The 23,029-nt window shown below is 73.1% G+C and carries 17 protein-coding genes; 5 read left to right on the top strand and 12 right to left on the bottom strand.

The genetic code is table 11. From position 1 onward, the window contains the following. Positions 1–52: 52 nt before the first annotated feature. Positions 53–1,114 (bottom strand): PDZ domain-containing protein, encoded by a 1,062-nt coding sequence (locus VZF99_RS04370; RefSeq protein WP_407335778.1) that lies wholly within the window; start codon positions 1,112–1,114, stop codon positions 53–55. Positions 1,115–1,193: 79 nt separating this feature from the next. Here VZF99_RS04370 and VZF99_RS04365 point away from each other — a divergent pair, with 79 nt between their 5' ends. Further along, a complete protein-coding gene (locus VZF99_RS04365; protein WP_407335777.1) occupies positions 1,194–2,663 on the top strand; it encodes a zinc-dependent metalloprotease in 1,470 nt (489 codons plus the stop codon). A gap of 29 nt (positions 2,664–2,692) precedes the next feature. On the opposite strand, the gene VZF99_RS04360 is transcribed toward VZF99_RS04365, so the two are convergent. Continuing rightward, the gene (locus VZF99_RS04360; protein WP_407335776.1) at positions 2,693–3,388 is read right to left on the bottom strand and encodes a YgjP-like metallopeptidase domain-containing protein; all 696 of its coding nucleotides are present in this window, start codon (positions 3,386–3,388) and stop codon (positions 2,693–2,695) included. 123 nt (positions 3,389–3,511) lie between these two features. On the opposite strand from VZF99_RS04360, the gene VZF99_RS04355 reads away from it, so the two are divergent. Both VZF99_RS04355 and VZF99_RS04350 read left to right on the top strand, forming a co-directional pair. Continuing rightward, positions 3,512–4,582, top strand: coding sequence for a hypothetical protein (locus VZF99_RS04355; RefSeq protein ID WP_407335775.1), 1,071 nt, complete (start codon positions 3,512–3,514; stop codon positions 4,580–4,582). 8 nt (positions 4,583–4,590) lie between these two features. Then, positions 4,591–5,907 carry an ABC1 kinase family protein gene (locus tag VZF99_RS04350; RefSeq protein ID WP_407335774.1) on the top strand — a complete coding sequence of 439 codons (1,317 nt, stop codon included), beginning with the start codon at positions 4,591–4,593 and terminating at the stop codon, positions 5,905–5,907. Positions 5,908–5,946: 39 nt separating this feature from the next. On the opposite strand, the gene VZF99_RS04345 is transcribed toward VZF99_RS04350, so the two are convergent. Beyond that, a complete protein-coding gene (locus VZF99_RS04345; RefSeq protein ID WP_407336080.1) occupies positions 5,947–8,094 on the bottom strand; it encodes an ATP-dependent DNA helicase UvrD2 in 2,148 nt (715 codons plus the stop codon). A 96-nt stretch (positions 8,095–8,190) separates the two neighbouring features. On the opposite strand from VZF99_RS04345, the gene VZF99_RS04340 reads away from it, so the two are divergent. Beyond that, entirely contained in the window at positions 8,191–8,469 is a 279-nt protein-coding gene (locus VZF99_RS04340) for a mycoredoxin (RefSeq protein ID WP_120286149.1), read from the top strand. Between the two features lie 40 nt (positions 8,470–8,509). On the opposite strand, the gene nudC is transcribed toward VZF99_RS04340, so the two are convergent. The 8 genes from nudC to VZF99_RS04300 all read right to left on the bottom strand — a co-directional run bounded on the left by nudC (position 8,510) and on the right by VZF99_RS04300 (position 21,865). Then, entirely contained in the window at positions 8,510–9,436 is a 927-nt protein-coding gene (gene nudC / locus VZF99_RS04335; RefSeq protein ID WP_407335773.1) for an NAD(+) diphosphatase, read from the bottom strand. Positions 9,437–9,517: 81 nt separating this feature from the next. Then, positions 9,518–10,597, bottom strand: coding sequence for a potassium channel family protein (locus VZF99_RS04330; protein ID WP_407335772.1), 1,080 nt, complete (start codon positions 10,595–10,597; stop codon positions 9,518–9,520). A 63-nt stretch (positions 10,598–10,660) separates the two neighbouring features. Beyond that, on the bottom strand, positions 10,661–14,008 hold the full coding sequence (locus VZF99_RS04325) for a UvrD-helicase domain-containing protein (protein WP_407336079.1): 3,348 nt from the start codon (positions 14,006–14,008) through the stop codon (positions 10,661–10,663). Between the two features lie 5 nt (positions 14,009–14,013). Next, complete coding sequence (locus VZF99_RS04320) at positions 14,014–17,298, bottom strand: PD-(D/E)XK nuclease family protein (protein ID WP_407335771.1); 3,285 nt, start codon at positions 17,296–17,298, stop codon at positions 14,014–14,016. Positions 17,299–17,422: 124 nt separating this feature from the next. Further along, positions 17,423–18,715 carry an MFS transporter gene (locus VZF99_RS04315; RefSeq protein ID WP_096905872.1) on the bottom strand — a complete coding sequence of 431 codons (1,293 nt, stop codon included), beginning with the start codon at positions 18,713–18,715 and terminating at the stop codon, positions 17,423–17,425. Continuing rightward, positions 18,712–19,602: a TIGR02569 family protein gene (locus tag VZF99_RS04310; RefSeq protein ID WP_167457919.1), complete on the bottom strand. Its 891-nt coding sequence runs from the start codon at positions 19,600–19,602 to the stop codon at positions 18,712–18,714. Before VZF99_RS04310 ends, VZF99_RS04315 begins: the two co-directional genes overlap by 4 nt. 26 nt (positions 19,603–19,628) lie before the next feature. After that, positions 19,629–20,858, bottom strand: a complete 1,230-nt coding sequence (locus VZF99_RS04305) for a ThiF family adenylyltransferase (RefSeq protein WP_407335770.1) — start codon at positions 20,856–20,858, stop codon at positions 19,629–19,631. Beyond that, positions 20,855–21,865, bottom strand: coding sequence for a DUF3152 domain-containing protein (locus VZF99_RS04300; protein WP_407335769.1), 1,011 nt, complete (start codon positions 21,863–21,865; stop codon positions 20,855–20,857). The genes VZF99_RS04305 and VZF99_RS04300 overlap by 4 nt, the downstream gene beginning before the upstream one ends. A gap of 151 nt (positions 21,866–22,016) precedes the next feature. Here VZF99_RS04300 and VZF99_RS04295 point away from each other — a divergent pair, with 151 nt between their 5' ends. After that, positions 22,017–22,682, top strand: coding sequence for a TetR/AcrR family transcriptional regulator (locus tag VZF99_RS04295; RefSeq protein WP_119191975.1), 666 nt, complete (start codon positions 22,017–22,019; stop codon positions 22,680–22,682). A gap of 51 nt (positions 22,683–22,733) precedes the next feature. Here the strand turns inward: VZF99_RS04295 and VZF99_RS04290 are convergent, their stop codons facing one another. Further along, on the bottom strand, positions 22,734–22,961 hold the full coding sequence (locus tag VZF99_RS04290) for a DUF3107 domain-containing protein (protein WP_067712332.1): 228 nt from the start codon (positions 22,959–22,961) through the stop codon (positions 22,734–22,736). Positions 22,962–23,029: the final 68 nt, after the last annotated feature.

Raw genomic sequence — 23,029 nt, 5'->3', positions numbered from 1 at the left:
CACTGCTGGGGCGGACATGCTCGTGACCCCCACCTTACGGAAAAGCCGTGCCTCAGCCGCAGGTCGGTGGCTGGCCCCCGGAGGCCGCCGTCTCCAGCGCCTCCAGCGCGCCCTCCAACGTCTCCACCTCGATCAGCCGGACGCCCTCCGGCGGGCCCTGCACAGCCTCCGCACAGTTGGCCGCGGGGACCAGGAACTCGCTCACCCCCGCGTCGTGGGCCGCCCGGATCTTGTGCCGGATACCGCCGATGGGCCCCACCGTCCCGTCGGGACGGATGGTGCCCGACCCCGCCACCCGCGTCCCCCCGGTCGCCTCACCCGGCGACAGCTTGTCGACGATCGCGACGGCCAGCACCAGGCCCGCCGAGGGGCCGCCCACCGCGGGGTCCACCGTGATGTCGACGTCGGTGCCGTCCGCCGGGGTGTCGCCGACCAGGATGCCCAGTCGGCCCTGTTCGGGATCGCCGTCCGGTCCGGCGGACTGCAACGTCGCCGTCGTCGTCTCCTCACGCCCGTCACGGGTGAACCCGATGCGGACCTCGTGACCCGCGCGGCGCTCACCGACCCGCTCCACCACGGCCGTGGCGTCGTCGACGGATTCCCCGTCGATGGAGGTCAACACGTCGCCCGGGCGCAGGCGCCCGGCGGCGGCACCGTCCGGCTCCACCCCCTCGACGCGCGGCTGCATGGGGATCCCCAGGAACCGGTAGGCGGCGGCCTCGGCGGAGTTCTCCGAACCGACCATCTCCGCGGCGTTGGACTCGCGCACCTCGTCGCGTGACCGGTCCGGCGGGAACACCTGGTCGCGCGGTACCACCACCTGCGCCGGATCCACCCAGAACCGCATCGCGTCGAGCAGCGTCAGCCGGTCGCGGACCGCCACCGTCGTCATGAACAGGGACCCGGCGGTCTCGTCCGCCTCCCTGCCCGCCACGTCGACCACCGGAACCCGCTCCGTGTCGCCGTCCTCCGTCTCCACTTCGGCCGTGCCGAAGGTGTCGTAGGTGGGTCCGGGCCCCATCGACACCAGGGGGACGGTGGCCGACGTCGCCAGGACGAGCAGCAGCACCGCCGGTACCAGCGCGGCGAGAACGGTGAATAGGCGACGACTCACGGGGCAAGGGTAGACCGCACCCGCTGCCGGCCGCGTCGCGGCCGGACCCCCCACCCCCTGCACGCTGTACCGTTGTGGCATGAACCAGCCCTTCGGTTTCTCCGCTTCCGACGACGACGGGCGCGACGACGACCGCGACCGCGACCGCGGCCAGGGCGGTCCCGGCGGTCCCGGCGGCTTCGACCCCTCGCAGTTCGGCAACTTCGGCCAGATGCTCTCCCAGTTCGGACAGATGCTCGGCTCCATGGGGTCGGCCATGTCCGGCCCGGGGAGCTCGGGGCCCGTCAACTACCAACTGGCGCGGACGGTCGCCCTCCAGTCCCTCGGTCGCACGCCCGTGATCACCGACGCCTCGCGCACCGCCGCGCAGGAATCGGTCCGCCTGGCGGAACTGTGGCTCGACGAGACCACCCAGTTCCCCTCCGGAGTGCACCGCACCGAGGTGTGGACGCCCCAGCAGTGGGTCGAGCACTCCCTGCCCACCTGGGAGAAGATCTGCACGCCCGTCGCCGAACAGATGAACTCGGCCACCAAGGGCGCCATGCCCGAGGAGGCCCGCCAGCTCGCCGGCCCGCTGCTCGGCATGCTCGACCAGATGGGCGGCATGGGCTTCGGCATGCAGCTCGGGCAGGGGCTGGGCAAGCTCGCGCCGGCCGTGCTCTTCTCCTCCGAGGTCGGAATCCCGTTCGGCGACGACGGGGTGGCCGCGCTCAGCCCGGCCGCGATCGACGAGTTCGCCGACGAGCTGGAACTGCCCCGGCAGGAGGTCGTGGTCTTCCTCGCCGCACGCGAGGCCGCACACCTGCGACTGTTCGCCGGCGCCCCCTGGCTGCGCGCCCGGTTCCTGGCGACCGTGGAGGAGTACGCGCGCGGCATCCGCGTGGACACCTCCGGGCTCGACGACCTCGCCTCCGGGCTCGACCCGTCCATCCTGCAGGACCCCACCAAGCTCCAGGAGTTGCTCTCCGGCGGGGCCGGGGCGATCGGCCCCAAGGTGACCAACGTCAACGAGGCCGCGCTCGGCCGGCTCGAGACGCTGCTCGCGCTGGTCGAGGGCTGGGTCGACGTCGTCGTCGCCACGGCGGTCGGCGACCGGCTGCCCAGCGCCGACAAGCTCCGCGAGATGTGGCTGCGACGCCGGGCGACCGGCGGCGCCGCCGAACAGGCCTTCGCCTCGCTCGTCGGACTCGAACTGCGTCCACGCAAGGCGCGTGAGGCCTCCGAGTTGTGGCGCCGGGTCGGCGAGGCCGTCGGCACCGAACGTCGCGACGGACTGTGGAGCCACCCCGACCTGCTGCCCGTCGGCGAGGACCTCGAAAACCCCGCCGCCGTCATCGACCGGCTCCTCGACGAGTCGACCGGGGACTCCAGCGGCGTCGACGAGATCGAGCGCTTCCTCCGCGAATCGGGTGGCGGGACCGGAGAGGCCGGCGACGGCGGACCCGAGGCGTCCGGCCCGGATGATTCGGGGACCGACGGCTCCGGTTCCGGCACCGAGGGCTCCGGCACCGAGGGTTCCGACTCCGAGGGGCCGCGCGACGGGGCCTGACCGGCGGGCGTCGTGACGGGCGGGCCGGCCTAGTACAGGCCGGGCTCGTCGTCGTCGCCCTCGACCAGGTCGCCCACGCCCTCGCCCCCGACCCCCGGTTCTCCCGCGCCACCGGGGGCGTCCGACCCGGCCCCCGACCGGAGCACCCGCGAGTAGGCCTCCAGATACCCCATCGCCCGCTCGGTGCGCGGATACCCGCGCACCGCCTCCCAGAACTCGGGCGGGTGACCCCCGGGGACGACGAGGTGGGCCAGCTCGTGCACCACGACGTAGTCCAGCACGTAGGCAGGCACGTCCCGCAACGTCTCGCTGATCCGGATCTCCCCGGAATCCGGTGAGCAGGACGCCCAGCGGGTGGTCATCGCCGGCACCCAGCGCACCGATGCCGGCCGCGCCCGACCCTCCAGCCACGTCGTCGACAGTTCCGTGGCGCGCCTCATCAGGTCCGCATCGGACGCCCGGTGACCCTTGCGGCGACCGGACCGGGCGAGCCGGCCGAGCATGTCGGTGATGAGGCGTCGTTCCTCCGCGCGTGGCAGCCCCGCCGGCATGAGGACCACCACTGACTCGCCCTCCACCCGCGCTGACACCGTCCTCTTGCGGCGTGTGGAGCGGCGGACCTCGATCCGAGGATCATCAGGCTCGGTGGGCAGCGCCGGTGCCGGGCCCGAGCCGGGTGACGGTGGGCTCGCGGACGCGGCGGCGGGGCGTGGGGCTGGCGACACGCGGACCACGGTAGACGACCCCACACGGCGCGGTTATCCACAGGCACCGACGAGACCGGCGCCTGTGGACAACGACGCCCGAGCAGGGCCCGGGCAGGACCGCCGCGTGCCACGATGTGCCCCGTGACCCCAGTGACCGCTCCTGCCGACGACCCGCCACGCGCCGCCACCGTCGACTCCACCGGCACCGGTGCCGGCACCGCGGCGGTGGCGACCGTCTCCCCGCGCACCACCGCCCCCGTCATCGCCGCGCAGGCCGAGGCCTCTGCCTCCCGGGTCCGGGCCACCCTGCGTCCCGGCACCGTGGTGGTCGCACGGGATGACCACACCGTCCAGGTGGGACTGGCGCCTGACCGCGCGGTGGTGGTCGACGCCCCCGCCACCGTGGGTGCCCGCAGCCTCTCGGCACTACTCCGTGGCCTCGAGGGCGGGGCCCCTCTCGACGACGTCGCCGCGCGCGCTGGAATCGACGCGGCGGGGATGGCGACCGTGGCCCGGATCCTCGTCCACCTGGCCGACCTCGGTCATCTACGACTCGACCCGCCGGAGCCGGGAACGGCCACGGACGCAGATGCGCACGCGACGGGCTCCACTCCGAGGCCCGCGCCGGTGCGACGCGTCCACATGCTGGGGGTCGGCCAGATCTCGGAGGTGCTCCGGGGGCCGCTGTCCGTCAACGGTTGTCGTGTGACCACCGGCCCCAGCCCGGGCTTGACACTCGACGCCGAGCGGCCGCCCTGGTTCCGACGGGGCGTGGCCCCTGACCTCGTGATCCTCACCGGCACCGTCTCCGTGGATCCGGTGGTCACCACCGCCCTCGCCCGGTCCGGACAGACGCACATGCACGTGTACTGCCGGGACGGCCGCGTGGTCGTGGGCCCGACCGTGGTGCCGGGGGTCACCCCGTGTCTGCGCTGCACCGACCTGTACCGCGCCCGCCGGGACCCGCGGTGGCCGTTCGTCGCCGCCCAACTCATCGGGCACAGCCCCGAGGCCGCCGTTCCCGCCCTCACCGCCGCCGCAGCCCTGGTGTTGGCGGAGGTCGCCGCCAGCCGTGAACCCCGCACCCGGCTCCAGACCATCGGGGCCACCGTCGAGATCAACCCGTCCGAGGGACTGTGGCGCCGGCTCGAATGGCAGGCCGACGCAGCCTGCGACTGCGGGGCCGCCCCGCATGTCCGTCCTCTGTCATGATTGAAGGCGTGTCCGACCTACCCCGCACCTCGTCCCGCCGCGCAGCACGCCTCGCGGGACTCCCACTGGGCATCGCCGGTCGCGCCGCCGGTTCACTCGGTCGACGCGCCCTCGGGCGGGGGGACGGGGATCTGAGCGAGGAACTGGCCGATCAGGCCGCCGAGCAGGTCTTCGCCGTTCTCGGGGAACTCAAGGGCGGCGCCATGAAGGTCGGCCAGGCCCTCAGCGTGTTCGAGGCCGGGATGCCCGACAAGTACGCCGAGCCGTTCCGGGAGGCCCTCACCAAGCTCCAGGCCGAGGCACCCCCCATGCCCGCCGCCGAGGTGGAGAGAGTCCTCGACACCCAACTCGGGCTGCGCTGGCGTGAGCGCTTCGCCGAGTTCGACGGTGACGCCGCCGCGGCCGCCTCCATCGGGCAGGTCCACCGCGCCGTCTGGTCCGACGGTCGGGAGGTGGCCGTCAAGATCCAGTATCCCGGCGCCGATGAGGCCCTCCGCTCGGACCTGCGGCAACTCCGGCGACTGGCTCCCCTGTTCCGGCCGCTCAACCCCGGCACCGACATCAGGGGCGTCATCGATGAGCTCTACGACAGCACCGTGAGCGAACTCGACTACCGCGCGGAGGCCGACACCCAGCGGGTATTCTCGGCCGCCTATCGCGACGATCGCCTCTTCCGGGTGCCCTCCGTGCTGGCCTCGTCGCCCAAGGTGCTGGTCACCGAGTGGGTGGACGGGCGGGCCCTGAGCCGGATCTCCAGCGACGGCACCCCCGCGGAGCGCAACCGGGCCGGCGAGCTCCTCACCGAATTCCAGTTCAGTTCCCCCACCCGTGCCCGGATGATGCACGGCGATCCCCACCCCGGAAATTTCCTGCTCGCCAATGACGGTCGACTGGTGGTACTGGACTTCGGCGCGTCGATCCCCCTGCCCGAGGGCGTGCCGGAGGTTCTCACCTCCATGATGCGGCTCGCCCTGGCCGGCGATTCCGATGAACTGGTGCGGTTGATGACCCGGGCCGGATACGTCGGCCGGAACGGCCTCGACCCCGCCGACGCGATGGCGTTCCTGAACCCGTTCATCGAGCCGATGCGCGAGCCCGTCTTCCACTTCAGCCGCGCGTGGATGCAGAGCATCATGTCCGTCTACGGTGACGTGTCGGGACGGGAGTTCCGGACCTCCCGCTCGTTCACCCTGCCGCGCGAGTACGTCCTGATCCACCGGGTACTGTCCGCGTCGGTGGGCATGCTGTGCCAACTCGAGGCGTCCGCCCCGTACCGGGAGATCGTGCAGCGCTGGATGCCGGAGATCTTCCCCGACGAGGGCTGACCAGCCCCCGGCTCGGGGATCCTCCCGCGCGGCGCGGGTTCAGGTGGCGCGGATCAGTTTCAGCACGTCGTCGCCGTACTCGCTCAGCTTGTGCGCCCCGATCCCGCCGATCCGGCCCAGTGCGCGGGTGTCGGCGGGCCGCTCCCGGGCGATCTGGGCGAGCGTGTCGTTGGTGAACACCGTGTAGGCGGGTTTGCCGATCCGTTCCGAGGTCTCCTTGCGCCAGTCCCTCAGTCGTTCGAACAGGCCGGTATCGACCTCCACCGAGCATTCCGGGCACAGCCCGAGCGCGCGGTGCATGGGCCCGGTGAGCTTCTCCCCGCACCCGCGGCACCGTCCCTTGTCCGAGGTGTCGGTGGACCCGCGCGGTCCGACCGGGGACTGGGCCGGGCGAACAGGGTCGAGGAAGCGGCTGGGGCGTCGGCCGGCCCGGCCACCGGCGCGTCGACTCCGACTCCACGACACCGTCAGGTGCTCGCGGGCGCGGGTGACGCCCACGTAGAGCAGGCGCCGCTCCTCCTCGATCGCGTCCGGTCCGGCGTTGATCGCGTGGCTGATCGGCAGACTCCCCTCGTGGACCCCGATGAGGAACACCGCATCCCATTCGAGGCCCTTGGCGGCGTGGAAAGACGCCAGCGTCACACCCCGCTCGTCCGGGGCGTGACGTGCCGCCGCCCGTTCTCGAAGCCCCGCGACCACCGGCAGCAGGCCCTCGCGAGCCTCCGCCGTGGCGATCTCCTCCGCGAGACCCACCAGCGAGTTCAGTGAATTCCAGGTCTCCCTGGCCTGGGCACCGGACGGCTCGGCGGCGGTGAGACCGAGGGGCTCGAGCGCCTGCCTGATGACGGCGACGATCTCCGTGGGGTCCGACAGCTGGGAGTACGCCTGCGCCCGCGCCTCGTCCGAGCCGTCGATCAGTCGGTCGATCGCCGACATGGCCCGACGGACCACCGGCCTCTCGAAGAAGCCCTCTCCCCCCTTGAGCCGGTATCCGATCCCGGCCTCGTCCAGGGCCGCCTCGACCCGCTCGGACTGGGCGTTGATGCGGTACAGCACCGCGATCTCCGAAGGGTCCATCCCACCGTGGACGAGATCGGCGACGGCCCCCGCCACCGCCTCCGCCTCGGCGTCCTCGTCGGGGTACTCGGCGAGGACCGGCTCGGGGCCCGGCGGCCGCATGCCCCGCAGGGTGAGCCCGGCACTGCGGAAACGGCCGCTGCCGGCGCCGATCACCGCATTGGCCAGGTCCACGACCTGGGGCGTGGAGCGGTAGTCGGACTCCAGTCGCACGACGGTGGCACCCGGGTAGCGGTCCGCGAAGCCGAGCAGGAAGTCCGGTTCCGCGCCGGCGAACGAATAGATGGTCTGGTTGACGTCACCGACCACCGTCAGGTCGTCCCTCCTGCCCAGCCACGCGGTGAGCAGCCGCTGTTGGGCCGGCGTGACGTCCTGGAACTCGTCGACGACGAAGCAGCGGTAGCGGTCCCGGAACTCCTCGGCGATCGCCGGGACCTCTTCCACGAGTTCGGCCATGTGGCTCAGGAGATCGTCGAAATCGAGCATCCGGACCGGTCCGGAGACCTTGAGGTCCTCGTACGCCCGGAACGCGCGCGCGACCTCGGGGGCCGGCACCGGCAGGTCGCGACCCAGCGCGACGGCCTGCTCCGCGTACGTGTCCGGGGTGAGCAGGCTGGACTTGGCCCAGCCGATCTCGGTCAGCACGTCCCGGATGGTCTCCGTGGCGGGGTCCAGGCCGACCCGGCGTACCGCCTGGGCGACCGCGCGGAACTGCCCGTCCAACAGCTGCCAGGGTTCCTCGCCGTAGACGCGTGGCCAGAAGTACGACAGGTTCCGCAGGGCGGCCGAGTGGAAGGTCCGGGCCTGTACGGGTCCCGTCCCGGCGTCCGCGACCCCCAGCCCCGCCAACCGCATGCGCAGCTCCCCGGCGGCGCGGGCGGTGAACGTCACCGCCAGCACCTGGTCACCGCGGACGTGCCCGGTCGTGACCAGGTGGGCGATACGCCTGGTGATCGTGCGGGTCTTGCCGGTCCCGGCGCCGGCGAGGATGCACACGGGACCCCGCGGGGCCAGCACGGCACGGCGTTGCTGCGGGTCGAGACCCTCGAGGGCCGACTCCGCACCGTCTCCCCGTCCGCTGTCCGGGCCGGATACCGGGCCGCGCCGCAAGTCACTCACTCCCCCATCGTGGCATCCGCCTCCGACATCGCGTCCGAGGCCTCCCCCCGGGGAAGATTCCCGCGGCCGTGCGCGTTACACCCCGTCATGAGCGATGTGACGACGAACGACGATGCCGGCGCCCTGACCCTGTACACCACCACGTGGTGTCCCTTCTGCACGCGGCTCAAGAAGCTGCTGGACGAGAAGGAGATCGGCTACACCGAGATCGACGTGGAGGCGGACGCCGATGCCGCTGCCTTCGTCGAGAGCGTGAACGGCGGCAACCGGGTCGTCCCGACGGCGCTGTACTCGGACGGCAGCACCGCCACCAATCCCCCGGCCTCGCAGGTGCGCGCCAAACTCGCCGAACTCGCCGGGGCCTGACACCGTCACCCGGGCCTGACGGCGCGCCGGGGCCCCGCTCTCAGACGTCCGTGTCGCCGTCGACCGCTGCGACCCAGGACTTCAGCATCACGTGCGCGATGGAGACTGCAGGCGCCACCATGAGGTCGCCACGGCCGGCCAGCGCGTCACGGACCCGGTCGACGTCGAACCACGCGGCCTCACTGATCTCCTCGTCCTCGAGCACGATCGGGGCCTCGGGATCGGCGATGGCGTGGAAGCCGACCATGAGGGACCGGGGGAACGGCCAGGGTTGGCTGCCCAGGTAGCGCACGCGGTCGACGACCACACCCACCTCCTCGGCGACCTCACGTCGGACGCAGCCCTCCAGGGACTCGCCCGCCTCCACGAAACCGGCGACGTGCGAGTACATACCCGCGGGCCAGATCGGCTGGCGGGCGAGGAGCACGCGGCGTCCCCCGTCATGGACCAGGCAGATCACCGCGGGGTCGGTCCGTGGGTACTCGAGGCCCCCGTGGAACGGGTCCTCGATCGCCCATCCCGCGTCGATTCTGCGCGGGTGGTGGGCCCGTTCGCGTCCGCGGACGTTGTCGCGATGCCAGCCGAGCAGCGCCATGGCCTGGGAGGCCAGCGACCCGTCACCCTCGACGAGGTCGGCCCCGCACGAGCGGAGCGACGTCACCGCGGGCTCGGCGGGGAGCTCGTCGACCGGGACCGCCCAGATGTGCCGGGCGTCCTCGGTCCTCCCGAGGAACACCGCCTCCTCGGGGAGGGAGTCCGCGAGGTCCAGGGCGGGCTCCAGGCGGATCCGCTGCCGATCACCGCGTGCCGGCTCGATCGCGAACCTGTTGCGACGGTCCACCTTCATCACGCGCGCCGTGGCCCATCCTCTGTTCAACTCATCGGAGTCCTGCCGGAGGGGTGCCGCCCTGTCGGGCGCCGCCACCGAGAGCACCGGATCGGAGTCGAGGGTGAAGTCCATCGGCATCGTGTGGGGTCCTTTTCGCGGTCGTGAGGGGTGCCGATCAGCGTAGCCCGGCCACCTCGGCGTTCCTGCCCTGCCCGCGACTCAGTCGGCGATCATCCGAATGTAGAGCAACCGGTCACCGCTCTCCAGCGCGTCTGCCTCGGGCTCGTTGACCTTGATGAGCTGTCCCTTGCGCACCACCCCCAGGACGAGTTCGGCCAGGTGCCGGGGTGAGCCTCCTACCTCGGACTCCTCGACCCGTCGTTCGGCGATGGAGAAGCCCTCGTCCGGGGTGAGCAGATCCTCCATCATCCCCACGACCGTCGGCGAATTGGTGGCCAGACCGAGGAGACGTCCGGTGGTCTCGGCGGAGACCACCACGGAGTCTGCGCCGGACTGCTTGAGCAGGTGCTTGTTGTCGCTCTCGCGGACCGTCGCGACGATCTTCGCGTTGGGTGCCAGTTCCCGCGCGGTGAGGGTGACCAGCACGGCCGTGTCGTCCGAGTTGGTGGCCACCACGACGGCGGAGGCGCGGGTGAGGCCGGCCAGTTTGAGGACGTCGGACCGGGTGGCCGAACCGTGGACGGTGACCAGACCGTGGGCGGCCGCGGCCTTGAGTGCCTGGGGGTCGGTGTCGACGACGACGATGTCGTCCGGGGCGGTGTCGTCGGCGAGCATCGCGGCGATGGCGGATTTGCCCTTGGTGCCGTAGCCGACGACGACGGTGTGATTGCGCACGTGGGTTCTCCATCGCTGGATCTTGAAGGCTTGACGGGACTGCTCGGTCAGCACGGCCAGAGTGGTGCCGACGAGCAGGATCAGGAATACGAGGCGAAGCGGGGTGACGACGATGGTGTTGATCAGCCGCGCCTGCTGGGTGATCGGGGTGATGTCTCCGTAACCGGTGGTCGAGAGGGAGACCGTGGCGTAGTAGAAGCAATCGATGAGCGTCAGCTCACCATTCGCTCCGCCGCCACCGGTATAGCCCCCGCGGTCGAACCACACCACCAGCACAGCGATGCACAGGGCGACGACGGCCATCACCACGCGCTTGCCGATCAGCCGCCACGGCGTCTCACTGTTCTCCGGGATGCTCACCACGCCCACGAGCGCGTGGTCGGGGCTCTCGTCCAGCGGGTCGTGGCCACGGAACCGCGATGCCAGTACGCGCTTCTTCACCATGGGACTCCGTTTCCGCGACGCGTCCCCCGCGGGGACCGTGCCGTCATCGACATGAATCGTCGCCTATCGCCCGCCGCGGGACAACAACCGACCCCGCCCCGGCCCGTCGGAGAGCAGTCGTGACAGCTCGTCGGCGTCCGGCAGATGGGCCGGTTCGATTGTGCGCCCGGAACGCACGTAGTGGAACGCGGCGCGCACGCGGTCGAGCCCCACGGGTCGTCCCAGGCGGGCACTGGCGATCTGGGCCCAGGCGTACCGGTAGACGGCCAGCTGGAGGGCGACGGCGGGCATGTCCCGCTCGGCGGGAACCCGTCCTGTCTTCCAGTCCACGACGATCCACCCCGGGTCGTCGTCGCCGTCGGTGTCCGCGCTGGCGGTGGCGGTGAACACCGCGTCCATCCGTCCGCGCAACAGGTGTTCGCCGAGCCCCACCTCGAAGGGCACCTCGACCGCTTCGGGTGTCATCCGTGCCCATCGGGATGCCTCGAACGCCTCCTGCAGTGCGGTCAGGTCCGCCTCGGACAGTCCGTCGGCCGCGCCCTGGTCGCCGGCGCCGGGCAGGTCGTCGATGTCGAGGAGGTGGGTGGCGCCGAAGCGGTGCTCCAGCCAGAGGTGGAAGCGGGTCCCGCGCCGGGCGAAGCGGTCGGGACGGAACGGGACCGGCCTGCGGAGACGGTCCGCGAACTCCCGGGGGTCGGACGCCAGTGCGACCATCTGCCCCGCGGTGAGCCGGCGGGGCAGGATCACCTCGTCCCGCTGTTCGGCCGCCCGCCGCGCGTCGGCCAGCAGCGGTGCCGCGGCGAGGTGCCAGCGGCGTGCCGGTGCCGATTCCGGCGGGTCCTCGTTCTCCGGGTCCACCGGCACGGCCGCGTCGACCGCCCGTGCGACGGCGACGCGGCCGGGGACGGCCGGTCGAGGCCACGTGGCCTCCACGACGGTCGTCGTGGCGGGGTTGGTCGGGGAGGGCGTGACGACGAGGTGATCGATCTCCCCCAGTGGCTCGTCTCCCCCGCACGCCTCCAGGACCTCGTCGAGGAATTCCGAGGGGCCCTTGGGTGTGGCGGCCCCTCCGATCCAGTGAGACCCGGACAGCAGCAGCGTCTGCTCGGCTCGTGTCACCGCCACGTAGAACAGCCGCCGATCCTCGTCCAGTGAGCGTCGCCGGACCCGCTTGACATGACTCTCGAGCGCGTCCTGCAGGAGTTTCCGGTCGGTCACGTCGTCGAGCCGGGGCACAGGGACGCCGCCGGGGTTGTCCTCCGATTCACGGTCCCCCCGCAGGTGCTCGGGCAACTGGGTCGCCGTGCGCACCGAGGTCTGTGGCGCCTGGTCGGACGGGAAGACCCCCTGCGCCAGGTGCGGGACGGCCACGATCTCCCACTCGAGCCCCTTGGCGGAGTGGACGGTGAGGATCTGGACCCGCCCCGGTGTGGCGGCGACCTCGCCGCGCGCGAGTCCCCCGTCGACCGTGCGCGCGAGGTCGAGGTAGGACAGGAAGGCGTCCAGTCCCGTTCCCCGGTCCGGCCGGAACCCCGCCGCCACCTCCTGCAGTGCGTCGAGCTGCTCGCGGGCCTCGCCGACTCCCGCGCGTTGACGTAGGCGGACCTCCGCGTCGAGTCCGAGCGCCTGCTCGGCGGCGGCGACCAGACGGGCGGGGGGTGCCGACGAGCGGGCGCGCAGGCCCGAGATGATCCCGGCGAGTTCGCTGATGCGGGCGGCGCCGTCCGGGCTGTAGCCGCCTGCGGGGCCGGGGTCGGCGAGGGCGTCGGCGAGCCCGGCCGAGTCGGTCTCCTCCCCCCTGGCGATGCCGTCGAGGATGTCCTCCAGCTGGTCGAGAGCGGTCACCGCCCCGCCGGGGGCCGCGGGCCGGCGCAGCGACAAGTGGGCGGCACGCCGGGCGAGCGCGGCGAGGTCCGCGGCTCCGAGAGAGAACCGGGAGCCGCTGAGCAGGCGCAGCAGCGCGGGTCCCGCACCCGGGCGGGAGACCACGGTGAGCAGCGCGACGACGTCGGCGACCTCGGGGACGTCGAGCAGTCCGCCCACCCCCACCACCTCGACGGCCAGGCCGCGCGACTCGAGGGCGGCGGCGATCGCCGCGGAATCCCCGTTGCGTCTGACCAGCACCGCAGCGGTCGGCGTGCGACCGTCCCGGGCGGCCGCGCTGTATCTCGCGGCGATCGCGTCTGCGAGCCATTCCCGTTCGTCCGACGCGGTGTCCAGGACGGCCACCCGGAGGTCGGCGGCCTCGGCGCCGGGTCGGGCTCGCAGTTCGGGGACGGGGATCGACCCCGGCCGGTCGCGAAGGGGCGCGGTGATCCGGTTGGCCAGCGTCAGGACCTCGGGTGGGTTCCGCCACGAGGTGGTGAGCTCGCGCAGGTGCGACCGCCGACCGTCGGCCAGGGGGAAGTCCTCGCGGAACCGGTCGAGGTTCGAGGCCGAGGCCCCGCGCCAGCCGTAGATGGACTGCATCGGATCGCCGACGGCGGTGACGGCCGGGACGGGTCCCGCCCCGCCCCCGAACAGGGAGGAGAGCAGGACTCGCTGCGAGTGCCCGGTGTCCTGGTACTCGTCCAACAGCACGACCCGGAACGCCCGGCGCTCGGCCTGGCCGACCTGGGGGTGGTCGCGCGCGACGGTGGCGGACAGCGCCATCTGCGAACCGTGATCGAGCGCCGATTCCGTGCGCATGCGGGCCGCGACCGCGTCCACCAGGTCCGCCAGTTCGTCGCGATGCCCCTGCACGTCCGCCGTCTCCTGGAGCCACCGGGTGGGGGCCTGGCGTTGCCGCGGCCCGGGGGGCAGGGTCGCGACGAGGGTGGTCATCAGGTCGGGGTCGGTGCGCAGGTCGTCGGTGGTGACGAGGTGGTCGGACAGCTGTCCTGCCAGCGTGAGCACGTCGCGCGTCACCCGGCCGGGGGTCGATCCGGTCGTCAGGGGACTCTCCCACCTCGACACCACGTCGTGGGCGAGTTGGAAGGCGGCGGTGGGGGTGAGCAGCCGCGCGTCCGGTTCGACGGGGACGAGCAGCCCGTACGTCCCGAGCAGGGTCCCGGCGAACGCGTGGTAGGTCGAGATCTGTGGATCCTCGGTGCGGATGGCCTCCGCGATCCCGGGAGCGGCTCCCGGGCCCGTGCACAGGGGACTGCGCGCCAGCGCGTCGAGCCGCCGGCGGATGCGACGGGACAGCTGCTGCGCGGCCTTGCGGGTGAAGGTCAGCCCGAGGATCTCCCCCGGGCGGGCGTAGCCGTTCGCCACCAGCCACACCACGCGGGCGGCCATCGTCTCGGTCTTGCCGGCACCGGCTCCCGCCAGGACCAGCGTCGGTTCCGCCGGACCAGAGATCACCTCGGCCTGCTCTGCGGTCGGCCGGTGGATCCCGAGCGCGTCGGCGATGACGTCGGGCTCGATCATCGTGGTCACTCGATCACCTGCTCTCCCTCGGGCTGCGCCGGGCAGCTGGATCTCACGTCGCAGTGCTCACACCAGCGACCTACCCTCGCGGTGTAGGACGGCCCGATGGTCGCGTGGCCCGCTGCCGTCACCCGCCGGGTGAGTTCCTCCCCGGCCCCCGTCCCGAGCGGATCCTGCATCCGTTCGGCCGGCATGCGCCCCTCCCTGCCCGCCAGGTAGAGCAGGAGTCCTCCGCCGGGGGCCCGACCGGCCGCGGAGTCGACAGCCCCGGCGGCGACGGCGAGTTGGTAGAGGGCGAGCTGCGGGTGCACGGCGGCCTCGGCGTGGCTCGCCGCGGCCCGGGAGGTCTTCACGTCGACCGGGATCACCTGCCCCGCCGTGGTCGCCTCGAGCCGGTCGATCCGTCCGCGGACCCGCACCGGTCCGTCGACGTCGAACTCGAACGCCTCCTCGACCCCGGCGGTGGTGTACCGGTCGCGCGTCGAGGCACGCCACAGTCGGAAGGTCTCGGCCATCTCGACCATCGACTCCGCGCCCCGCTCGGCGAACCACCCACGGGCCATCGTGAGGGCTTCCGCCCGTCGCCGCACGGCCCCCCGCAGTGCGTCCTCCGAGATCCCTCCCTCCACCGCCTGTGTCAGCGCGTGGACCGCCGAGCCCCGGACGAGAGGGGCCGCCGATCCGGCATCCGAGGAGTCGCCTCGCACCTTCTGGAGGAACCACCGGAGGGGGCACTCCTCCAGGGCACCGAAACCGGAGGGTGAGAGGACCGCGAGGGGTTCGCCCGGCGTCGAGGTGACCACCGGGGTCGTCGAGGACGGCTCGGCCGCGCCGAACCAGGTCCGCGGGTCGGCGACCTCCACCCCGGCGTTGCGGAGCCCGGCGAGGAGTCCGGCCGCATGCCGGGCGTCCGCGGGGTCGGTGGCCTGGTCATGGAGTGCCGCCCGCAGGTCCACGGCCAGGTGCGGCAGCGTGAAGACGGTCGGCGCGTGCCGGGGCGGGCCTGCCACCGCCCCGGCGGGCGCCGCGGTGGGAGTGGTGGTGGCCAGGTCCGAGATCTCGTCGACGAACCGGGAGGGTGCGATGTCGCCCTCCTCCGGCGACTCGACCGCGGTCACCAGCAGGTGATCCCTCGCGCGGGAGCACGCCACGTAGAACAGTCGACGTTCCTCGGCCGACCGGGCGGCGGCGGAGGACACGGCCCGCTCGGCTTCGGACGGCACCGGGCCGTCACCGGCGACCTCGGTCAGGTCGACCAGCTCGTCGACTCCCAGGAGACCGGACCGCCGGCGGGGTGCCGGCCACACTCCGTCCTGCACGCCGCACACGGCCACGGCCCGCCACTGCCTGCCCACCGCCGCATGCGCGGACAGGACGCTGACCGCCCCTCCACGGGCTCTGGTGTACGCGCGTCCGGGGGCGGGCAGGTCCTCGCCGGAGACGACGTCGCAGAAGAGGGCGACGGACCCGCCGGGCACCCTGTCGACGAAGTCGGCGGCGTGGTCGAACAGCGACACGACCGCGTCGAGCGAGCGGTCGGCGGACCGGGACCACGGGTCGGCGGCGACCGCCTGACGGACGAGGCGCTTCTCCAGTCTCGACGCCGACCACGCGGCCCAGAGGGCCTCCTCCGCGGTGCCGCCCGTCTCGAGTTCCTCCAGGACCGCCGCGCGGGCCCGCCGGATCCTCGTCACCGGCGCGAGTTCCACCACCGTCAGGCCCGGCGGCATCCGGTCCTCCTCCGCGAGCACGAGCCGGCGCAGTGTGTCCGCGCTCGGTTCGTTCCCGCCGATCCCGGAGCGACGCAGGCCGCGTCGGAGGCGTCGCATGGCCACCGCGTCGGCGCGTCCGATCGGTCCCGAGAGCATCGCCAGTGTCCGTTCCGCATCGGTTCCGGCCTCGCCCTCCACCGCGGAGCGCACCAGCAGCAGGAGCGCCGACGCCACGGGGTCGTGGGCGGGCGGGATCTCCGCACCCGCGTCCACGACAGGGACCCCCGCGGCGTCGAGGGCGGCGAAGAGCGCGTCCGCCATCCGGGGCAGCGAGCGGGTCACCACCGCCATCTCCGCGTAGTCGACGCCGTCCAGGACGTGTCGACGGCGGAGGAAGTCCGCGATGACCGCGGCCTCCGCGGCGGACGAGCCCGCGACGGTCACCCCCACCGACCCCTCGGCCGGGCCCGGCGTCTCGCGGGGCCGGTGGCGGGCGGCCCCGGGGAGTCTCGACGCGACGCGCGCGGCGACGGCCGTGATCGCCGGCGACATGCGGTGCCCGGTGTTCAGGTCGATCGCGCGGCCACCCTGGTCCACCACGGCCCGGGCGAGACCCCCGTCGGCGCCACGGAACCGGAACACCGACTGGTCGCCGTCCTCGGCCACGAGCAGGACGTCCGCCCCGCCTCCGACCGCCGCGACGAACTCGGCGGCCAGCGGATCGAGGTGCTGCGCGTCATCCACCGCGACGAGACGGCGGGACCGGAAGATCTCGCGCAGATCGGGATCGGCGGTGAGGGCGTCCAGTGCGGCCCCGACCAGTTCTGCGGCGTTGAGCGCCTCCGGTATGTCCGACTGTCCGGAACGCACCCCGGACCGCAGCGCCATCTGCTCCTCGTGGCGGCGGAAGAACCCGGCGGCGGCGACCCAGGCCGGACGCCCCGCGGTGCGGCCCAGCCGGGCGAGTTCACGGGGTCCGATGCCCCTCTCCAGCGAACGCAGGAGCAGGTCGCGCAGTTCGCGGGCGAATCCGACGGTGGAGAGAGCCGGCCGCATCTGTTCGGGCCAGTGCGGGGCCCCGTCCGCCAGTTCGCCCATCAGGGTCTCCCGCACCACCGCGTCGTGCTCGGCCCCGGTGCGCAGGCGCGGGGGCGGTGCGTCTGCCCGCGCGGCCGCCAACCGGACGACCGCGTGGGCGAGGGAGTGCACGGTGCGGACGGGCGCGTCGGTGCCGACCACGAGGTCCGGGGGCATCCCGTGGGTGGCCCGTTCGAACAGGGTGGCCGCGGCCGCCGCCGAGCCGGTGAGCACCAGCACCCCGTCCATCCCCACCCCGCCGGCCACCGCGGAGCGCACCACATCGACGATCAGCGACGTCTTCCCGCTGCCCGGGCCCCCGCGCACGACCCACCGGTCCTGCCTGCCCGTCCGGGCACCCGACCAATCACGCCCGAGGAGGTCGTCGAGTTCCGCCGACCAGGACGTTCCGTGCTCGTCGACCGTGCGTGCGTCGCGGGGGGCGGTCGGGGCAGGGGCGGTCAAGGCAGTGGCGGTCAAGGCGGTGGCGGGCTGTGTCACGGCTCGATGAGACCACACGACCACGACATCCCCCCTGCCCGCCCGGACGAGCCGCTCGCCGGAGGGCATGTCGACCCCGCACCGCGCAGACCGGGCCCGCGACCGGCGCGGGGGACGGTACGCCTCAGCGCAGGGTGTCCTCGAGCATGTTCGGGCGGCACGCGGTCCGCGAGACGACCGTCATGATCGCCAACACCACCGTGAGGAACGCCAGGCCCGCCCCGAGCCCGGGGCCGTCGAACAGCATGCCGAACACGAGCGGCCCGAGGGACGCGGCCGTGTACCCCACGCCCTGGGAGAACCCGGAGAGCGCGGCGGAGCCGGCCTGGGTGCGCGTGCGGAGGTTGATCAGCGTGAGGCAGAGCGGGAACGTGCTGGGTCCCACGCCGAGCAGGCAGATCCACACCCACGCCGCGCCGGGAGCCCAGAGCAGGCCGGCGAACCCGGCCAGGTAGGACACGACGGAGACGACGACGACGGCGTACGGGTCCTCGAAGCGGCCCGCCGCCCACGGCACCACCAACGCCGCGACGAGGCCGATCGCCGAGTACACCGCCAACGCCAACCCGCCCTCCGCGCGCGTCATCCCGATCGATTCGGCCACGGCCGGGAGCCAGGTGAAGAACGCGTACGTGCACAAGGAGTTGGTTCCGAAGAACAGGGCCAGCGCCACGCCGACGGGCGAACGCCACGGGCGGATGCGCCGGGTGGGGGTCGCGGCGGAGCCGCCGGGGGCGCTGGTGGGGGCGCTGGTGGGGGCGCTGCCGGTGGAGCCGTCGGCGGGGCGGGGGGACCCGGTGGCACGAGGGGAGTCGGTGGGGACGCCCGGCCGCACGACCTCGACGATCCAGGGGATCGCGGCGACGACGGCGAGGACCGCCCACCACCCGATGGAGACCCGCCACCCGGCGGCCTCCTCGACCGGCACCGCCACCAGCGCCGGGACGACGGTGCCCAGCTGCAGACCGGTGATGTAGGCCATGCTGACCGCGGCCACGTGCCGGGGGAAGTACTTCTTGACCAGGGGCGGGGCGACGACGTTGCCGATCCCCATCCCCGCCAGCGCGATGAGTGATCCCGCGCCCATCACCCAGGGATCGTGGGCGGCGGCCCGGATGAGCTGCCCGACGGCCGCCGCGACCATCGCCAGGACCGTGAGCATCTCCAGACCCACCCGGCGTAGGACGATCGGGGTGAGCACACCCCAGACGGCGAACATGGCGGTCGGGACCATCCCGAGCAGCCCCATCCCGGCGGCGCCGAGGCCGATCTCGGCGTCGATCACCCCGAGCAACGGGCTGAGGGAGGTGACGGCGGTCCGGAGGTTCAGCGAGACGAGGACGACGCCGACGAGGGCCACGAGCGGAAACGCGAGGGCACCCTGGCGGGACGATGCCCGCGGGGAACGGGGGGTCATGCCGACGTGTCCCCCACGAACTCGCCGACCTCGCGGGCCATGGACTGCAACCCGTCCATCGCGTGCGGCCGCGAACCGGGGTGCAGCGCGTGTACCGCCAACCGGAACACGGCAGCGCGCAACACCATCTGGGGCCACTGCTCGAGATGGCGCCATCTGCCGAGGACCCCGATGTCGGCCGTCCCCCACGACAGGTGGTCGACGGCGACGACCGCGGCCGACCACGAGGTCGGTCGGGCATAGGGCACGACGTCGGTCAGTGCGGGTTCGGCGGACGAGTCGAAGAGCAGACCCCGGGCGAGATCCCCGTGGACGACGCCGGTCACGGGGATCCCGACCGGCCTGCGGTGCCGGATGAGGCCCGTCGCACCGAGCAGAGCGGCCGCACGGTGGGTCGCGAAGGGCGTACCGCGGTCCTCCATCCCGGGCGCCAGGTCGTGCTCGGGGTCACCGTCCCAGGCGGCCGCCTCGGCGAACGCGAACAGGTCGGTCTCGGCCCACGGCCGCCTCGCCGGGCGGGTGGCGGGCCGCGGGGGCTCCACGTCGGCGAGCGCCGCGTTGATCCGCGCGGACCACGCGATGGTCTCGTCGGCGCGCGCCTCGGGGCGACCGGACACCACCCGGTCGGCGCGCCAGCCGGACACGACGTGGCGTCCATCGGTCGAGCGGACGGGGAGGGCCACCCGTAGCCCCGTCACGTCCAGTTCCTCCCGGACCCGGGCGGACCAGTTCGCCAGCGCCGTGTCCGCGACGGGGCGGAGCACGACGGCGGCACCGGAGGTGGACACCAGCCAGCCGGTCCCGGAGCCGGCGACCACGGGGACGGCCGGGCCGTCCGTCACGCCGAACGCGCCACGGACGTGCTCGGGGACCCTCGCATCGTTCACGCCGCCCACGCTACCCACCTCCTCCGTCAATACCCGGGCAGGGACGGGTCGACGTCGCGTGTCCACGCGTCGATTCCGCCCGCCAACGACCGGACGCCGGTGAATCCGGCCCCGGACAGGGTCGTGGCGGCGCGCGCGGAGCGCACACCGGACTTGCAGTAGAGGACCAGGCGCCCCCGGGCGGCGGCGCGACCGAGGACACCGGTGGGGTCCGCGGCGTCCTCGGCGACCGAGTCCAGGGGCACCCACACCGACGGCTCGATCCGGGCGATGGACCGCTCACCCGCCCCGCGGACGTCCACGAGGACCGGGGCGGCAGCGCCGGGGGGCCCCGCCTGCGCCAACTCCTCCGCGAGCTCGGCGGCGGTGACGACCGGCACGGCCGCCGGCCCGGCCGCCGGCATCTCGCAGGAGACGTCGTCGGCCCCGTCGGGCAGTCGGGTGACCGGCTCCCTCGACGGGTCCGGTCGGATCGTCACCGCCCGGTGGGTCGACTCGAGCAGATCCATCAGGACCAGGCGTCCGAGCAGGGGCCGGCCCGCTCCCGTGACGAGCTTGACCGCCTCCATTGCCATCATCGACCCGACCGTGCCGCACAACGCACCCACGACCCCGGCCTCGGCACAGCTGGGCACCGACCCGGGAGGCGGTGGGGACGGGTAGAGGTCCCGCAGGGTCACCGGGTCGGCGGGCGCCGGTGGGCGCGACCAGAACACGGCGAGTTGCGCCCGGAAGCGGTCGATGGTCCCCCAGATGAGCGGGATCCCCGCGATCTCGCAGGCGTCGGAGACCAGGTACCTGGTCGCGAAGTTGTCGCTGCCGTCGATCACCAGATCATGGCCCTCGAGAAGCGACTCGATGTTCAGGGCGTCGAGTCGGGCGTGGATCGCGTCGACCCGGACCCCGGGCGCCAACTCGGCCAGACGGTCCCTCGCCGAGTCCACCTTGGGTCGGCCCACGGCCCCGACGGAGTGGATCACCTGCCGGTGCAGGTTGCCGAGGTCCACCTCGTCGTCGTCGACGACCGTGATCCGCCCGACACCCGCCGCGGCGAGGTACATGAGCACCGGGGCACCCAGGCCGCCGGCACCCACGACGAACACCGACGCGGCGCGCAGGCGACGCTGCCCCTCGTCGCCGATCGCGCCGAGCAACAGGTGTCGCGAGTACCGTTCCCGCTCGTCCCTCGTCAGGTCCGGTACCGGGTCCACCAGCGGGGGAAGGCCGCGGTCCCCCGGTCCGCCCGCGGCGGTCATCCCGCCACCGGGGGTCCGTCGGGGAACGGCCACGCGTTGTATCGACACGTGTCGTCGTTGTCCGGGACCACGCCCTCGGGATCCAACTGGTGGATGTCGCCGTTGTTCACGCCGAACGTCTGCTGCATCATGATCGGCGCCAGGGCGCCGTCCGCGGGGCACGGCTCGTGGGCCGGGTAGCCGATCGCGTGGCCGACCTCGTGGTTGACCAGGTATTGCCGGTAGGACCCGATGTCGCCCTGGAACGACCTCGCTCCCCGCACCCAGCGCGCGAGGTTGAGGTAGACGCGACCCGTGGCCGAGTTGTAGCAACTCGCCTCGAGTTCGATGTCGTACCCGCAGTTCTCGCGGACCGTCATGGGGCTCGCCAGCGAGACCCGGAACGCGGGCTCGTCACCGGCGATCCGCCGGAACGCGACTGCGCCGTCGGCCGTCCAGCTCTTGGGGTTGGCCAGGGTCGCGTCGACCATCCTGGCGACCGAGTCGTCCCCACCGAAGTCGACGGTGTCGATCCCGTCCTCGACCTCGACCGTGTAGCTGAACCGCTCGGCCGTCGGGCGTCCCACCGGATCGGTGCCGCCGGGCACGATCCTGAACTCCCCGCTCGCGGCCCCGATGAAGGAGCCGCCCTCCGGCAACTCACCACTGGGCGGGACCTCACCCGCCGCGGGTACCCCGACCACGGCCGGGGTCTCTTCCGCCCGGACCACCCGGTCCTCGTTCGACGCGCCCGGCGAGACGATGGCGTCCCCGATCACCAGGGCGGTGAGCACCACGAGCACCGGGATCGCGTACGCGCGCCAGCCCCAGGTGGCCAAGAACCTGCCGACCGGGGTCTGCCGACGCAGGTGGTCCCGGGATCCGGGCACCGACCGGCGGCGCCCCGGGGTCGACTCCTGCGGGTCCCACGGCGCGCGCAGCGGCTCGCCGTGCGGAGGGTAGTACGGGGGTCGCTGACGACCCTCGGCGTCCGCACCGCCCGGCGTCCGGCGACGGCCGTCGCTCATCCGTACACCTCCACGTCCACTCCTGAAGTCAAGGCCTACACGATCCCACATGAGGGGTGAGGCGCCTCCTCCCGCACTCCGCGGCTGCGGGTATTGTCCGTCTGGCCCGGACGCCTGTCGACTCCCGCCCGGGCGGAGAAGGAGCCAGCAGATGACGAGCCCGGACGGACCCTTCCCGGCCGCACCGGGCCGCACCCGAGCGGCCCGGCTCCCCCGCGGGGCCCGGCGCAGCCAGCTGATCGACGCCGCCGGGACCGTGTTCGTCGACCAGGGCTTCCACGCCTCCGGGATGGATGACATCGCCGTCCTGGCCGGCGTCTCCAAGCCGGTGCTCTACCAGCACTTCGATTCCAAACGTGACCTGTACATCGAGGTGCTGCGCCACCACGTCGACGAACTGCTCGGGCGCATCCGTGCCGCGCTGGACTCGACCTCCGACAACCGGCGCCGGGTCGAGGCGGCCGTCGACACGTTCTTCGCGTACGCCGACGCCGACACCCGCGGGTTCCGGTTGGTCTTCTACTCCGAGTCCGGTGACGAGGACGTCCGGCGGGAACTCGACAGGGCCACCGACGGGTGCATCGACGCGGTCCACGACCTCGTCCGCGGGGACTCCGGGCTCGACGCCCACCGCTCGCGACTGCTGGCCGTCGGGCTGGTCGGGGCCAGCCGGGTCAGCGCCGGGCACTGGCTCGACGCCGGCCGACCGATCCCCCGCGCGGACGCCGTCTCGACGACGGTCACGCTGTGCTGGGGCGGCCTGTCCAAGATCCCGCGTCACGGAGGGGACCGGACCGACCCGGACAACCAGGCCTGACCCCCGGGGGTCGGGGCCGCGGGGGCGGCCCCCGGCCCGGGGTTCACTCCCTCAGGAGAGGAACCCGACCGCGCGGCGCGCGGTCTCGCCGATCTCGACGTACGCCACCCGATCGGTGGACACGAGGTAACGGCGCCCCTTCTCGTCCTCGAGCTCGAGTACCGCCTTGGCCTCCGCGGTCAGGGCCGCCTCGACGCGCTTGTACACGTCCTCCGGCGTCATCCCGGTCTTGAACACGAGCTCACGGTTGCTGTCGGCGATGCCGATCTTGACCTCCACGGTGCCTGCCCTTCTCGTCGTAGGCGCATGTCACGCCGTCATCGGCGGTGCGTGCGGTCCAGGCTAGC

The sequence above is a fragment of the Dietzia kunjamensis genome (genome assembly GCF_045689975.1).
Lineage (GTDB): Bacteria > Actinomycetota > Actinomycetes > Mycobacteriales > Mycobacteriaceae > Dietzia > Dietzia kunjamensis.
This window is presented reverse-complemented; position numbering and strand designations above follow the sequence as displayed.

Excerpts from the sequence above, each read along its gene's own strand:
- VZF99_RS04365 (WP_407335777.1), top strand. The coding sequence starts at position 1,194 with ATGAACCAGCCCTTCGGTTTCTCCGCTTCCGACGACGACGGGCGCGAC.
- VZF99_RS04340 (WP_120286149.1), top strand. The coding sequence starts at position 8,191 with ATGAGCGATGTGACGACGAACGACGATGCCGGCGCCCTGACCCTGTAC.
- nudC (WP_407335773.1), bottom strand. The coding sequence starts at position 9,436 with ATGCCGATGGACTTCACCCTCGACTCCGATCCGGTGCTCTCGGTGGCG.
- VZF99_RS04330 (WP_407335772.1), bottom strand. The coding sequence starts at position 10,597 with ATGGTGAAGAAGCGCGTACTGGCATCGCGGTTCCGTGGCCACGACCCG.
- VZF99_RS04325 (WP_407336079.1), bottom strand. The coding sequence starts at position 14,008 with ATGATCGAGCCCGACGTCATCGCCGACGCGCTCGGGATCCACCGGCCG.
- VZF99_RS04315 (WP_096905872.1), bottom strand. The coding sequence starts at position 18,715 with ATGACCCCCCGTTCCCCGCGGGCATCGTCCCGCCAGGGTGCCCTCGCG.
- VZF99_RS04305 (WP_407335770.1), bottom strand. The coding sequence starts at position 20,858 with ATGACCGCCGCGGGCGGACCGGGGGACCGCGGCCTTCCCCCGCTGGTG.
- VZF99_RS04300 (WP_407335769.1), bottom strand. The coding sequence starts at position 21,865 with ATGAGCGACGGCCGTCGCCGGACGCCGGGCGGTGCGGACGCCGAGGGT.
- VZF99_RS04295 (WP_119191975.1), top strand. The coding sequence starts at position 22,017 with ATGACGAGCCCGGACGGACCCTTCCCGGCCGCACCGGGCCGCACCCGA.